This window comes from Megalodesulfovibrio gigas DSM 1382 = ATCC 19364, from assembly GCF_000468495.1.
Lineage (GTDB): Bacteria > Desulfobacterota > Desulfovibrionia > Desulfovibrionales > Desulfovibrionaceae > Megalodesulfovibrio > Megalodesulfovibrio gigas.
The window spans coordinates 939195-952871 of record NC_022444.1 but is presented as its reverse complement, the minus strand read 5'-3'; the positions used below and the strand labels follow the sequence as shown (position 1 = coordinate 952871).

Annotated in this window: 14 protein-coding genes; 7 read left to right on the top strand and 7 right to left on the bottom strand. The window is 64.6% G+C overall.

Annotated elements, in window-relative coordinates; all coding sequences use genetic code 11:
* Positions 1-8: 8 nt before the first annotated feature.
* A complete protein-coding gene (locus DGI_RS04180) occupies positions 9-2954 on the top strand; it encodes a DEAD/DEAH box helicase (RefSeq protein WP_407656288.1) in 2946 nt (981 codons plus the stop codon).
* Between the two features lie 133 nt (positions 2955-3087).
* Here DGI_RS04180 and aroE read toward each other — a convergent pair whose 3' ends face one another.
* The 6 genes from aroE to queA all read right to left on the bottom strand — a co-directional run bounded on the left by aroE (position 3088) and on the right by queA (position 8082).
* A complete protein-coding gene (gene aroE, locus DGI_RS04175; protein ID WP_021759463.1) occupies positions 3088-3939 on the bottom strand; it encodes a shikimate dehydrogenase in 852 nt (283 codons plus the stop codon).
* A gap of 195 nt (positions 3940-4134) precedes the next feature.
* A complete protein-coding gene (locus DGI_RS04170; RefSeq protein ID WP_021759462.1) occupies positions 4135-4698 on the bottom strand; it encodes a 2-oxoacid:acceptor oxidoreductase family protein in 564 nt (187 codons plus the stop codon).
* On the bottom strand, positions 4698-5510 hold the full coding sequence (locus DGI_RS04165) for a thiamine pyrophosphate-dependent enzyme (RefSeq protein WP_021759460.1): 813 nt from the start codon (positions 5508-5510) through the stop codon (positions 4698-4700). The genes DGI_RS04170 and DGI_RS04165 overlap by 1 nt, the downstream gene beginning before the upstream one ends.
* A 23-nt stretch (positions 5511-5533) precedes the next feature.
* Positions 5534-6595, bottom strand: a complete 1062-nt coding sequence (locus tag DGI_RS04160; RefSeq protein ID WP_021759458.1) for a 3-methyl-2-oxobutanoate dehydrogenase subunit VorB — start codon at positions 6593-6595, stop codon at positions 5534-5536.
* Positions 6592-6837 carry a 4Fe-4S dicluster domain-containing protein gene (locus tag DGI_RS04155; protein ID WP_021759457.1) on the bottom strand — a complete coding sequence of 82 codons (246 nt, stop codon included), beginning with the start codon at positions 6835-6837 and terminating at the stop codon, positions 6592-6594. Before DGI_RS04155 ends, DGI_RS04160 begins: the two co-directional genes overlap by 4 nt.
* A gap of 102 nt (positions 6838-6939) precedes the next feature.
* On the bottom strand, positions 6940-8082 hold the full coding sequence (gene queA / locus DGI_RS04150; protein ID WP_021759456.1) for a tRNA preQ1(34) S-adenosylmethionine ribosyltransferase-isomerase QueA: 1143 nt from the start codon (positions 8080-8082) through the stop codon (positions 6940-6942).
* Between the two features lie 240 nt (positions 8083-8322).
* Here queA and DGI_RS04145 point away from each other — a divergent pair, with 240 nt between their 5' ends.
* The 6 genes from DGI_RS04145 to DGI_RS04120 all read left to right on the top strand — a co-directional run bounded on the left by DGI_RS04145 (position 8323) and on the right by DGI_RS04120 (position 13173).
* The gene (locus DGI_RS04145; protein WP_021759455.1) at positions 8323-8811 is read left to right on the top strand and encodes a hypothetical protein; all 489 of its coding nucleotides are present in this window, start codon (positions 8323-8325) and stop codon (positions 8809-8811) included.
* Positions 8812-8817: 6 nt separating this feature from the next.
* A complete protein-coding gene (gene coaBC / locus DGI_RS04140; RefSeq protein ID WP_021759454.1) occupies positions 8818-10053 on the top strand; it encodes a bifunctional phosphopantothenoylcysteine decarboxylase/phosphopantothenate--cysteine ligase CoaBC in 1236 nt (411 codons plus the stop codon).
* 8 nt (positions 10054-10061) lie between these two features.
* On the top strand, positions 10062-10847 hold the full coding sequence (locus tag DGI_RS18265) for a hypothetical protein (RefSeq protein ID WP_021759453.1): 786 nt from the start codon (positions 10062-10064) through the stop codon (positions 10845-10847).
* Positions 10848-10953: 106 nt separating this feature from the next.
* Entirely contained in the window at positions 10954-11961 is a 1008-nt protein-coding gene (locus DGI_RS04130; RefSeq protein WP_021759452.1) for an NAD-dependent epimerase, read from the top strand.
* A gap of 85 nt (positions 11962-12046) precedes the next feature.
* Positions 12047-12337, top strand: a complete 291-nt coding sequence (locus DGI_RS04125) for a GAK system XXXCH domain-containing protein (protein ID WP_021759451.1) — start codon at positions 12047-12049, stop codon at positions 12335-12337.
* A 68-nt stretch (positions 12338-12405) separates the two neighbouring features.
* Positions 12406-13173, top strand: a complete 768-nt coding sequence (locus DGI_RS04120; RefSeq protein WP_021759450.1) for a ParA family protein — start codon at positions 12406-12408, stop codon at positions 13171-13173.
* 60 nt (positions 13174-13233) lie between these two features.
* Here DGI_RS04120 and DGI_RS04115 read toward each other — a convergent pair whose 3' ends face one another.
* Positions 13234-13647, bottom strand: coding sequence for a hypothetical protein (locus DGI_RS04115; RefSeq protein WP_144284109.1), 414 nt, complete (start codon positions 13645-13647; stop codon positions 13234-13236).
* Between the last annotated feature and the right edge of the window lie 30 nt (positions 13648-13677).

Below are 13677 nucleotides of genomic sequence, written 5' to 3'. Positions count from 1 at the left end.
CGTACTCCATGCCTGAGGACGTTTCATCGGCGCACATGCATTCCCCGGAAGGCGGGCAGTTCCCGGATTCATCCGCCGGCGTGCGGGACTATGTGGAAAAGCTCAAGGCCTCGCCGCGGCTGGGGCCGCAGGTGGTCTGCCACAAGGTGTTTCCCGAGCAGGACGCCCGCACCGCCCCCACGGTGCGGCCCTGGCCCCGGGCCGTGCAGGGTGTGCTGGACCGCGCCGGCGTGGAGGCCCTGTACAGTCATCAGGCCCTGGCCACGGATCTGCTGCGCATGGGCCGGCATGTGGTGGTGGCCACGCCCACGGCCTCGGGCAAGACGTACACCTACAACCTGCCCGTGCTCGAAGCCTGCCTGACCGATCCCGACGCCCGCGCCCTGTACCTGTTCCCCCTCAAGGCCCTGGCCCAGGATCAGCTCAAGACCTTCCACAGCCTGACCGGGCACTGGCCCGGCGATGCCCGGCCCTCGGCAGCCATCTACGACGGCGATACCTCTGCCCATTTCCGCAAGAAAATCCGCGACGATCCGCCCCAGGTGCTGCTCTCCAATCCGGAGATGCTGCACCTTTCCCTGCTGCCATACCACGAAAAATGGGCCGCCTTCCTGGCCTCCCTCAAGTATGTGGTGGTGGACGAGGTGCACACCTACCGCGGGGTGATGGGCTCGCACATGGCCCAGGTGTTCCGCCGCCTGCGCCGGGTGTGCAGCCGGTTCGGGGCAGACCCGGCCTTCTGCTTCTGCTCGGCCACGGTGGCGAATCCCGTGGAGCTGGCCACACAGCTGACCGGCATTGCGCCGGCGGCCGTGCTGGAATCCGGCGCGCCCCAGGGCCGGCGGCATGTGCTGTTCCTGAACCCGCTGGAAGGCGCGTCCCAGGCGGTCATCCAGCTGCTGCAGGCGGCCCTGCACCGCGGCCTGCGGACCATCGTCTATTCCCAGTCCCGCAAGATGACGGAACTGTTGAGCCTCTGGGTGCAGCAACGCGCCGGCCGCTTCAAGGGCCGCATCAGCGCGTACCGGGCCGGTTTTCTGGCGGAAGAGCGGCGGGATATCGAAGCCCGCATGGCCTCGGGCGAACTGCTGGCGGTCATCTCCACCTCGGCCCTGGAACTGGGCATCGACATCGGCGGGCTGGATTGCTGCATCCTGGCCGGCTATCCCGGCACGGTGATGCAGACCTTGCAGCGCGGCGGCCGCGTGGGCCGGGCGCAGCAGGAAAGCGTGGTGGTGCTGGTGGCCCAGGAAGACGCCCTGGATCAGTATTTCATGCGCCATCCCGAAGCTTTTTTCTCCCGACCGCCGGAAGCCGCGGTGCTGAACCCGTACAACCCGGTCATTCTGGCCCGACATCTGGAGTGCGCAGCCACGGAACTGCCCCTGGCCGACGACGAGTCCTGGCTGGCCGATGCCGAGGTCCGGCAGGAAGTGCGACGCATGGAGCAGGCCGGCACGCTGCTGCGCTCCAAGGACGGCTCCAGGCTGCATTCCCCGCGCAAGAACCCCCACCGCGAGATCGATCTGCGCGGCTCCGGCGGCACGTACACCATCGAACTGGCCGAGGCCGGCACGGTCATCGGGCATGTGGACGAGCACCGCGCCTTCAAGGAGACGCACCAGGGCGCGATCTATCTGCATCGCGGCCAGAGCTTCGTGGTCACGCGCCTGGACGTCGCCGCCCGACAGATTGTGGTCGTCCCCCAGAAGACGGACTACTTCACCCGGGCCCGCGGCAACAAGACCACGGAGATTCTGCAGGTGCACGGCCAAGCCGCCGTCTTTGGCACGCGCGTGTTCCTGGGCCGGCTCAAGGTGACGGAGACCATCACCGGCTACGAAAAACGCAGCGTGCACGGCCAGAAGCTGCTGACCATCGTGCCCCTGGAGCTGCCGCCCCTGCTGTTTGAGACGGAAGGCTTGTGGATCGAAATCCCCCTGACCTTGCAGGAGGATGCGGAAAAGCATTTTCTGCACTTCATGGGCGGCATCCATGCCCTGGAGCATGCGGCCATCGGCATGCTGCCGCTGCTGGTGATGACCGACCGCAACGACCTTGGCGGCATCTCCACGCCCATGCATCCCCAGGTGGGCCTGCCGGCGGTGTTCATCTACGATGCCGCGCCCGGCGGGGTGGGGCTCTCGCGTCAGGCCTTCGCCCAGGCCGAGGCCCTGTTCACCCGCACCCTGGAGGCCATGGCCGGCTGTCCCTGCGAGACGGGCTGCCCCTCCTGCGTGCATTCGCCCAAGTGCGGCTCCGGCAACCGGCCCATCGACAAAGCCGCCGCCGTCTTCCTGCTGCAACGGCTCATCCAGGGGCCGCCGCCGGCCGAGTCCCCCGGGCCGAGCCTGCCCGCCGCGTCCGCCGTCCCCGAACCGAACAAGGAGTCTCCCATGCCCACCGTTGCATCCGCCCCGGGCCGCTACGGCGTGCTGGACGTGGAAACCCGCCGCGCCGCAGACGAGGTGGGCGGCTGGAAGCACATCGCCAAAATGGGCGTGTCCGTGGCCGTGCTGTATGACAGCCTGGACGAGCAGTTTCACAGCTACACCCAGGACGACCTGCCCGAACTCTTTGAGCGGCTGCAGGCGCTGGATCTGGTGATCGGCTACAATCTCAAGCGGTTCGATTACACGGTGCTGCAGCCCTTCGCCTCCTACAGCCTGCAGACCCTGCCCACCCTGGATATGCTGGAGGCCGTGCAGCAGCGCCTGGGCTACCGCCTGAAGCTGGACACCCTGGCCCAGGCCACCCTGGGCACGGAAAAGGCCGCCGACGGCCTGCAGGCCCTGGCGTGGTGGAAGGAAGACCGGCTGGATCTCATCGAGGAATACTGCATCAAGGACGTGGCCATCACCCGCGACTTGTACCTTCACGGCCGCGAACACGGCTATCTGCTGTTCACCAACAAGGCCGGGCAGGTGGTGCGGGTGCCCGTACGCTGGGCGTGAACGCAGGGCAATGTACTTTTGAAAAGAACTCTCGGGGGAAGAACCTTTCTAAAGANAGGGAAGAACCTTTTGCAAAAGGTTTCCCTTCTCGCAATATCCTTTTTCAAGCGTAAAATGCGCGCTTCTTTGCGCGTCATCCCCGTTCGCGCAGGGCTTCCAGGAGCAGCAGGCGGGCAGGATCCCAGGGGAAGGTTGCGCCGGTCCAGCGGGTGAACTGGCACTGGCCTTGCCCGAGGAACATGCCCAGCCCTTCCAGAGCCTGGGCGCCGGCAGCCCGGGCGTCGATGAGAAAGCGTGTGCGCAGGGGATTGTAGACCAGATCATACGCTGCGGTCACGCGGGTCCAGGCGTCCTCGGGCCAGGGGGACTGGTCCTTGCGCGCGCCGTGCATGCCCAGGGGCGTGGCATTGACCACCAGCGCCGCGCCGAAGTCCGTGCGCGCTTCCCAGGGGATTTGTTGCACGTGAAACACCTCGGCCAGGGCCTGGGCACGGTCTGCGCTGCGATTGGCGATGCCGATGCGAGTCACGCCCAGGGCCTTCAGCCCGGCCAGCGCGGCCCGGGCTGCGCCGCCGGCGCCCAGCACCAGGGCGGAATCGAACACCGGCAGCCCGCGCAGGGGGGTGAGGAAGCCTTCCACGTCGGTATTGTCGCCGCAGAGGCGGTCGTCCTGCCAGTAGATGGTATTCACCGCACCCACCTGGCGGGCAAAGGGCGTGATTTCGTCCAGCAGGTCTATGACCGCCTCCTTGTGGGGGATGGTCACGGACAGGCCATGGATGGGCAGGGTGCGCACGGCGTCCAGCATCCGGCCCAGCTGCTCGGGCGGCAGCTCCCAGCGGCAATACACGCCGGAGACGCCGGCTTCCTGCAGTGCCCAGTTGTGCAGCACCGGGCTCAGGGTGTGGCCCAGGGGCTGCCCGATGATGCCCAGCAATAGCGCCGGCGAATCCGGCAAGGGCTTGGGGAAGCGCTGCAGTTCCATGGCGGCGAGTGTTGCGTCCTTGCACTAACGGGTTATGAACCATGCACCTGCGCTGTGGCTCCGTGAGTCCGCCTGCATGCGTGGCAATGCGAAATCACCGTCACAAGTCTTTGGAAAGGGGGTTCGGGGGAAGAACNAAGAACCTTTCTTCAGAAAGGGTTTCCCCCGAGAACTCCTTTCAAAGATACCGTCACACTAGACGGCGGCCATGGCCGCGTCTGCGGTTTCCCAGCCCTTGGCCAGGGCGTTGGCGTTGGCCGGGATGAGCTTGGCGTAATGCGCGGCAATGACGCTGGGCAGCGCATTCTGAACGGTTTCCAGGGGGATGGCGTCCGTGGCGCGCAGCCATGCGCCCAGGGCCACCATGTTGGCCATGCGCACGTTGCCCAGTGCATCGGCGATTTCGTTGGCCGCCACAGGCACGATCTTCAGCCGGGGGGCGTCGCCCAGGGCGGGATCCACCAGGGAGGAGTTCACCACCACCACGCCGCCGTCCTGCACCGTGGGCTGGAACTTGTGCAGCGAGGGCAGGTTCATGATGATGCAGCTCAGGGGCCGCTTGATGATGGGCGAGCCGATGGGCTCATCGGAAATGACCACGGTGCAGTTGGCTGTGCCGCCGCGCATTTCCGGGCCGTACACGGGAATGTACGTGACGTTGTAGCCGGCTTCCATGCCGGCGTAGGCCAGCAGGTTGCCGATGAGCATCACGCCCTGGCCGCCGAAGCCGGCAATGACGGCGTCGAGATACAGAGCCATTAGGATTCACCTCCCGGCACGCTGCAGGCGGGATCGTTGGCGTCGTCCTTGAAGACCCCCAGGGGGAAATAAGGGATGAGTTCCTTTTCCACGCGTTCGTTGGCCTGCAGGGGCGTCATGCGCCAGTTGGTGGGACAGGCGGACAACAATTCCACAAAGCCGAAGCCGCGGCCGTCGAGCTGGCATTGGAAGGCGGCCTTGATGGCCTTTTTGGCCTCCACGATGCGCTTGAGGGAGGTGGTGGCCGCGCGGGCGCTGTAGGCCACGCCGCCCAGGCCAGCCATGATTTCCGCCATCTTGAGCGGCAGGCCTTCGGTGGAGGCGCAGCGGCCGCCGGGGCTGGTGGTGGTCTTCTGGCCGGGCAGGGTGGTGGGGGCCATCTGGCCGCCGGTCATGCCGTAGACCGTGTTGTTGATGAAGACGATGGCCAGCTTTTCGCCGCGGTTGGCGCAGTGCATGGACTCGGCCAGACCGATGGAGGCAAGGTCGCCATCACCCTGGTAGGTGAAGACGAAGGCATCCGGCCGGGCGCGCTTGACGCCTGTGGCCACGGCGGCAGCGCGGCCGTGGGGGGCCTCCACCGTATCCAAATGCATGTAATTGTAGATGAAGACGGAACACCCGATGGACGAGACGCAGATGGTGCGTTCCACCTGGCCCAGCTCTTCCAGGACTTCGGCCACCAGCCGATGGGCGATGCCGTGGTGGCAGCCAGGGCAGTAGTGCATGGGCCTGTCCGCGAGCACCTGGGGCAGGCCGGCCACTTCGGTGTAGCCCTCTTGCTGGAGGGCGGCGAGATCGATGGTCGTCATGGTCGCTCCCTGTGGAATGCGCCTCAGGCCTTGGCCGCAAGGGCGTCCAGGATGGGCTGGATGAAGTCGTCCGGGTTGGGCAGATTGCCGGGCAAATGGCCGTGGAAGGCCACCTCGGCCTTGCCGGCCAGGGCCAGGCGCACATCTTCCACCATCTGGCCGCAGTTCTGCTCGATGGTCAGGAAGCGACGGCCGGGTACGGCCAGGGCCTGCAACTGGGGCGTGGGGAAGGGGAAGAGCGTCACCGGGCGGGCCACGCCCACCTTGTACCCCTGCTTGCGCAGTTGGCTGGCGGCGCTGCGGGCGATGCGGCCGATGGTGCCGAAGGCCACGATGACCAGATCGGCATCGTCCACGTCCACGGTTTCCAGCCGGGCCAGGGCCTGCATGTCGCGGTAGCGGGCCTGGAGCTTGGCGTTGTGGCCGGCCAGGGCGCCATCTTCCAGGAACAGGGACTTCAGCAGCCGCTCGGGGCGGCCCTTGGCGCCTTCCAGCCGCCAGTCCTTGCCGGCGTCGGCATTGACCTCGGGCGTCCAGGTGGTCACGGGTTCTTTCATCTGACCAAGGATGGCGTCGCCCAGGATCATGACCGGCACGCGCCAGGCGTAGGCCACGTCAAAGGCTTCGATCATGTGATCATAGGCTTCCTGGCAGGTGGCCGGGCCGAGGACATAGCAGCGATAGTCGCCATGCCCGCCGCCCTTGACGGCCTGAAAATAGTCGCCCTGGGAGGAGCCGATGTCCCCCAGGCCGGGACCGCCGCGGACCATGTTCACAATGACGCCCGGCAGCTCCGAGCCGGCCATGTACGAGATGGCCTCCTGCATGAGCGACACGCCCGGGCTGGAGGAGGACGTGAACGCCCGCACGCCGCAGGCCGCCGCGCCCAGCAGCATGTTGGCTGCGCCCACCTCGCTTTCCGCCTGCACAAACTGCCCGCCCGCCTTGACCATTTCCGAGGACATCAGCTCGGGAATGTCGTTCTGCGGCGTGATGGGATACCCGAAATAGCAGCGGCAGCCGGCGGCCAAAGCACCGTACACCACGGCCTCGTTGCCTTTGAGAAACTTGCGAGGCGCACTCATGCCTGTTCTCCCTTCGCGCCCTTGGGCTTGGAGGATTTCTTGCGGAAGACCCGGATGGCAAAGTCCGGACAAATGCGCGCACAGGCGGCGCAGGCGGTGCAGTCGTCCTGGTGCACCACTTCCACCACCTTGTACCCCTGTTGGTTGAACCGCCCGGACTGCGCCAACACCTCCTTGGGGCAGGCGACGGTGCACAACAGGCAGCCCTTGCAGCGCTCCTCGTTGATCAGCACGTGATGCATGGATTTTTCCTGTTGGGGTTACCGGAGATACGAACGGCCGGTGCGGCCGCGGACAATCCCTGTACACCAAAACGCCACAAAGGCAAAGCCGGGCGCCGATTGTTACAAAATACACATGGCATCGCCATAGGAGTAGAACCGGTATCCTTCCTGCAATGCCTGCCCGTAGGCATGATGCATGAATGTCGTGCCTGCCACGGCGCACACCAGCATGAACAGGGTGGACTTGGGCAGGTGGAAGTTGGTGACCAGATGATCCACCACATGCAGCGACTCACCGGGATACAGGAAAATGTCTGTCCAGCCGGCATGGGCCTGCACCCGGCCGCAGGCGCGGTGCACGCCTTCCAGGATGCGGCAGCTGGTGGTGCCGATGGCCACCACCGGCCGGCCGGCCTGTTTGGCGGTGGCAATCGTTGTGGCGGCGTCTTCGGACAGTTCCACATACTCCGAGTGCATCACGTGTTCCAGGATATTGGCCGTGCGCACGGGGCTGAAGGTGCCGTATCCCACGTGCAGGGTGGCCTCCACCCAGTCCATGCCCCGGGCCAGGCAGGCGGCCCTGATGGCCGGCGTCAGATGCAGGCCGGCCGTGGGCGCGGCCACGCTGCCGGTCTTGTCGGCCCGGGCGTAGATGGTCTGGTAGCGTTCGGCATCCTCGGCCTCGGGCTCGCGCTCCAGGTAGGGGGGCAGGGGCAACTGCCCGATACGGTTGAGGATGCCGTGCAAATCTCCCTGCCAGCGCAGGACGATGTCGGCCATGCCGAAATCCTGTTCCTGCTGCATGACGGCGTGCAGATCCTCGGCAAAGAGGATGCGCTGTCCCGGTCTGGGCCGCTTGGCCGCCCGCAGCAGGGCCGAGGCCGGCGCTTCCTGCCAGTTTCCGGGAGTTGCCCGGGACGCGGGTTGGGCAGCGCGTTCCAGGAGGGGGAGGGGAGTAAGCAGCAGGCATTCCACGCGGCCGCCGGTTTCCTTGTGGCCGAAGAGCCGGGCCGGCGCCACTCGGCTGTTGTTCACCACCAGCACGGCGTCTGCCGGCAGCAGGGCCGGCAGGTCGGCCACGGTGCGGTGCTCCAGGCGGCCTGCATTGCGGTGGCACACCAGCAGGCGGGCCTGCTCGCGCTGCTGGGCCGGCCGGCGGGCAATGGCGGACTCCGGCAGGGTGAAGTCGTATGTCTCCAGCCGATGCGCTTCAGTTGCTGCAGTGGCGGCGTGTGTGGGAAAAAGCTCAACGGTGCTGCGCATTGTGTCTCGGGGTTTTCTCTGTGTGTTGGCGGCAGATTCCTAACCGAATTGTTATCCAAAATACAGCTTGGATTTTCTTTGAATTTTGTTTAGAGAATTTGCCTGTAATATGTATCATACAGCAGTGCGCCAGCGTTCTGCGAAGGGATTTTTCGCATTAGGTTGCCCACATGCCTGCCGCTGGCAGGTGTGCTGCGGTTCGCCGCGCTGCTGGGAGACACTGCAGTAGAAGGGAGCACCATGAAGACTTGCCTGATGGGACTTGTGTTGAGCGTGGCCATTATTGCGGGGGGCTGTTCGCTCCTGGAGAAGTCGGAATCCACGAGCCCTGCCGGAAGCTCGGCCCCGCCGCCGCCACCCATGGACAACTACTATGATTTCAATGATGTGGCCGTGCCGCAGGAAATGAATCTGCAGCTTTCGGACAGCTTTATCCTCGAAACGCCTTCTGCGCGCACCGGTGTGATGACCTTCACCGGCAAGGTGGACGCCAATTCCCTGCGCAACTATTATGCCCACACCATGACCAAAGATGGATGGACCTTGAAAAGCGCCATCAAGAGCAACAAATCCATACTGCTCTTCGAAAAGCCAGGCAAGTACGCCGTGGTCATCATCACTGACGGCACCTTGAGGACACGCCTGGAAATCTGGGTCACGCCCGAGGCCGGCGCCATCGGGGAAACCGGGTTCACGCCCACCGGCCAGGGTTCGGCCCTGACCTACTGAGGCGCCATGTTTTCCCACTTCATGCCCCCCGTGTTTCTCGGCAAGCGACTGCATCTTGGCATGAGCGGCAGCATTGCCGCGTACAAGCTGCTGGACACGTTGCGCGCCTGGAGACGGTGCGACGTGGCCGTCACCGTCACGCTGACCCAGGCGGCGACGCGGTTCGTCACGCCGCTGTCCCTGCAGGCGCTGGGCGCAGGTGCGGTGTTCACTTCCTTGTTCGACGATCCCGCCGCGCCGGACGATTTCGGGCACCTGCACCCGTTGCATCATGCACACGCCATGGTCGTGGCTCCGGCCAGCGCCACCACCCTGGCGCGTCTGGCGCACGGGCTGGCGGATGAGATCCTTTCCTGCCAGGCCCTGGCGTTTCAGGGGCCGCTGGTGCTGGCGCCGGCTATGAATCCCGCCATGTGGAGCGCGCCCGCCACCCAGGCCAACTGGCAGCTCCTCAAGGATCGCGGGCATATTTGCATTGAACCCGACGATGGCGGCACGGCCTGCGGCGATGACGGGCGCGGCCGGCTGTGCCGGGTGGAGCACGTGTTTCTGCATGGACTCAAGGCCCTGGCTCCGCAGGATCTGGCCGGCGTCACCGTGCTGGTGACGCTGGGGCCGACGCGGGAGTTTTTTGATCCGGCCCGTTTCTGGAGCAATCCCTCCACAGGCCTGATGGGCGCGAGCCTTGTCACGGCGGCGTGGTTGCGCGGGGCCACGGTGCATGCCGTCTGCGGGCCGGGCGTGCCGGATCTGCCGCCAGGGGTGCAGCGGCACGACGTGGTTTCCGCCGTGGAAATGCATGCGGCGGCCATGGCTCTGTTCGAACAGGCGCAGCTGACCATCTGCTCGGCGGCGGTGGCCGATTTTGCGCCCGAGCCGTACGGGGCCAGCAAGTTCAAGAAGGACGCGTCCGACGAGCCGTTCACCGTCTCCTTTGTCCGCAATCCGGACATCCTGGCCACCATGGGTCAGGAAAAAGCCCTGGGTCAGTTGCTGGTGGGATTTGCCGCGGAAACCGACAACCTGGAGCTGCATGCCCAGGCCAAGCTTGCCCGCAAGAATGCCGACATGCTGGTGGCCAACCGCATCGGGGCGCCAGGGTCCGGATTTGCATCCGCCACCAATGCCGTCTATGTAGTGGATCGGCAGGGCAGGGCAGAGCAGTGGCCCGGACTGCCCAAACCTGAGGTGGCCTGGAGGCTGTTGGATTGGTTGCTCCCGGAGTTGCAGCGCAGCGCATAGCAGACGGCGTGTTGGGCCACCTGTGGCTTGAGGCCGGACTGCGGCATATTTTGCTGGATGCACCGGCGGCTGTGGCCGAAGCGGGGGCGTCGGTGCCGTCGCGCCCAGACCAGTCGCGCCCAGACCAGTCGCGCCCAGACCAGCCGCCGGTGCCGGAACGTGCGCGCCCGCAGGCCTCGGCTCCTTCTTTGCCTTCTCCTTCGGCGTCTCCCGCCGCCGCACCACCTCGCCAGCCAGCCACGCCACCAGTCGCGCCACCAGCCACGCCGCCAGTCGCCGCCGCATCGCAACCGCCTGCTGCCGCCGCCGGGGGGCTGTTCCCGCCGCCCTGGGACACCTGCTGGCGCACGGTGATGGCTCGACGCACCGAGGCGTCGTCGCCGCCGTTCATGATCTGGACCTATTTCCACCTCGGGCAGGACATGCTCCAGCCGCCACACCCTGGCCGCCGTCAGACGCTGCGGCAGCTCCTGCAGGCCCTGCAATGGCCTGCGGGGTCGGTGGCGTTCTGGCCCATGGCGGTGCCCGTGGCCGGCCGCTACAGTGTGGATATCCGGTTTTTCTGGCGCGGCATGCGCGCCCTGGGCACCAAGACCGTCTGCTGTTTTGGCAGTGCCTGCCGGGCCGTGCTGACGCAGGAACTGGGCGTGCTTCTGCCGGCAGACCAGCATGTGCTGCATTACCGCACGGGCAAGCTCCTGTTTTTGCCTGAATTAGAGGACGCGGAGCACGGCCGCGAGGCCGCCGTGTCCACCATGTGCGCCATGCTGCGCGAGCATGGCCCGGCCTGGTAAGGCCTGCGTACCGGGGAGCGCTGCCGAAACCGCTCACTTGACGCCGCGGCACGCCTTGCATAGTGCTGATTGACTTCAGCAACGCGCAATGTTCGAGGGCGGCACCATGCGGATTTGCATCACCGGGGCGGCGGGCTTCATCGGCTATCACCTGAGCGAGTATTACGCATCTCGCGGCATCGCGGTTGTCGGCGTGGATAATCTCAACGATTATTACGATGTCCGTCTCAAGCAGGCCCGGCTCGACCAGCTGGCCCGGCATGCGTCGTTCACGTTTTGCAAGCTGGATCTTGCGGACAAGGCGGCCGTGCAGGCGTTGTTCGCGGAGCATCGCTTCACACATGTGATGAATCTGGCTGCCCAGGCCGGGGTGCGGTACAGTCTGATCAACCCGGATGCATACATCGCGTCCAACATTGTCGGGTTTCATCATCTGCTGGAATGCTGCCGGACGTTTCCCGTGGAACATCTGGTGTACGCCTCGTCCAGTTCCGTATACGGCCTGAACACGCGCATGCCCTTCAGCGTGCATGACAATGTGGACCACCCCGTCAGTCTGTATGCGGCGTCCAAGAAATCCAACGAGCTGATGGCCCATGCGTACAGCCATCTGTACGCCATCCCCACCACGGGGCTGCGTTTTTTCACGGTGTACGGTCCCTGGGGCCGGCCGGACATGGCCCTGTTCCTGTTCACCAAAGCCATGCTTGCCGGCGAGCCCATCAAGGTGTTCAACCAGGGAAACATGCAGCGTGATTTTACGTATATTGATGACATCATCGAAGGCGTGGTCCGGGTGCTGGCTGCGCCGCCTGCAGCGAATCCCCAGTGGAACGGCGAGGATCCGGATCCCGGATCCAGCCCTGCGCCGTATCGCATCTTCAACATCGGCAACAACAACAGCGTGCGGCTGATGGATTTCATCCAGGTGCTGGAACAGGCCCTGGGTCTGGAGGCACGCAAAGAATTCCTGCCCATGCAGCCCGGGGATGTGCCCGCCACGTTTGCCGACATCGACGCGCTGCAAACCGCCGTGGGATTCAGGCCCTGCACCCCGCTTGAGGTGGGCATCCCCCGGTTCGTGGCGTGGTACACCGGCCATTACGGCCGGTAGCGCCGATCTTCCCCTTTACAGCATCCAGACCCTTGCAGTAGAGGGAAACAACCCAGCACACACTCTCTCATATGGAGATGGATCGATGCAGTTCAAGGCATTGAAGCAGGAAATGGAGGCCTGTTTTGCCCGGATCAAGGCGACCACTGCAGGTGGTGAGTTGCCTTCCAAGGACGACATACACATCTTTGTGCGGTACACGCAAAAGATGCAGGCCTTGGCCGAGGACGACTGGATGGAAGAATGCCTGGATTTCGTGCACATGGTGGAGGAGCTTGCCCACGCCGTGAAAAAGAACCAGGTCTCGGATGCCATCATGCTGGTGGAATCCCTGGATGAAACCCGCAGCAATTGCCACATGACATTTTCCAAATAGCGCCAGCAATGCGTTGCGTTTCCCGTGAAACGCGCGTCGATTCATTTCTCCACGAAGGCAGGTAGTCCGTGGCCAGAGTTATTGTTGTCGCAAATCAGAAGGGTGGGGTCGGCAAGACGACAACATCCGTCAATTTGGCCGCCTCCCTGGCTGTCATGGAACGCAAGGTGCTCGTGGTGGATTGTGACCCGCAAGCCAATGCCACCAGCGGCCTGGGGGTGACGGTACTGCCGGACGCCCACACCCTGTACTCCGTGTTTTTTGAACCCGACCGCGCCACCCTCGCCATCCACGAAACCAGTTCGCCCTTTGTATGGTGCGTGCCGTCCAGCAAGGATCTTGTGGGGGCGGAAATCGAGCTCATCGACAAGATGGGCCGGGAATACTACCTCAAAGACCTGGTGAAGCGGTATGAGGAGGCCTTCGATTTCATCATCATCGATTGTCCTCCCTCCCTGGGATTGCTCACCCTCAACGCCTTGTGCGCCGCCCGCGAACTGCTGATCCCCCTGCAGTGCGAGTATTTTGCGCTGGAAGGCATCGTCAATCTGCTGCAGACATATGAACAGGTGAAGGCCCGGCTCAACCCGGCCCTGGAAATCGTCGGCGTGCTGCTGACCATGTATGATTCTCGCAATCGCCTGTCGCGTCAGGTGAAAAACGAGGTGCGCAAGTGCTTTCCGGACAAGCTGTTCCAGACCATTGTGCCGCGCAATGTCCGGCTGTCCGAGGCGCCCAGCTACGGCAAGACCATCCTGTCCTATGACATCAAGTCCAAGGGGGCGGAAGCGTACCTGGGCCTGGCCAAGGAAGTGGCGCGCCGTCGTCCGGAATAACTCCATTTCCACTTCAGTCGTCCAGCATGAGTGAAGTGGAAATGGAACGCGGGCCTTGGCTCAGGTGGAGGAGCGCCGCACGGTGAAGGGCTTGCACTCGAACTTGTATTTGTCTTTGAAATGACGCTTCAAAACGCGCGCCTGGCACTGCTGGCATTCAAAATTCACCAGTCCGGAAAACGCGGCCGCCTTGAGCGTGAATTTGCGCGGCTCGTCCGTCAGCCAGTCCTCGCTGCGTGCCCCGCAGTGGTCGCATACGACCACACGGTCCGGCGGGTAGGCAAAATCCCAGTATTGCAGCAAGGCTTCCCAGTCTGCCATCGGCTCGGGCGCTTCCTCGGCGGCAGGGGTGGTCAGGGCGTCGATCATCGGCAGCACATCGCGCATGATGCGCTCCCAGATGTCCTGCCGAATCACGGTGCCGTAGGCATCGTGTTTGGCATCGCGCAGGGTCAGAACGGGCGGCATTTCCATGGGGGTCTCCTGTCGGTGTGTCGTTGAATT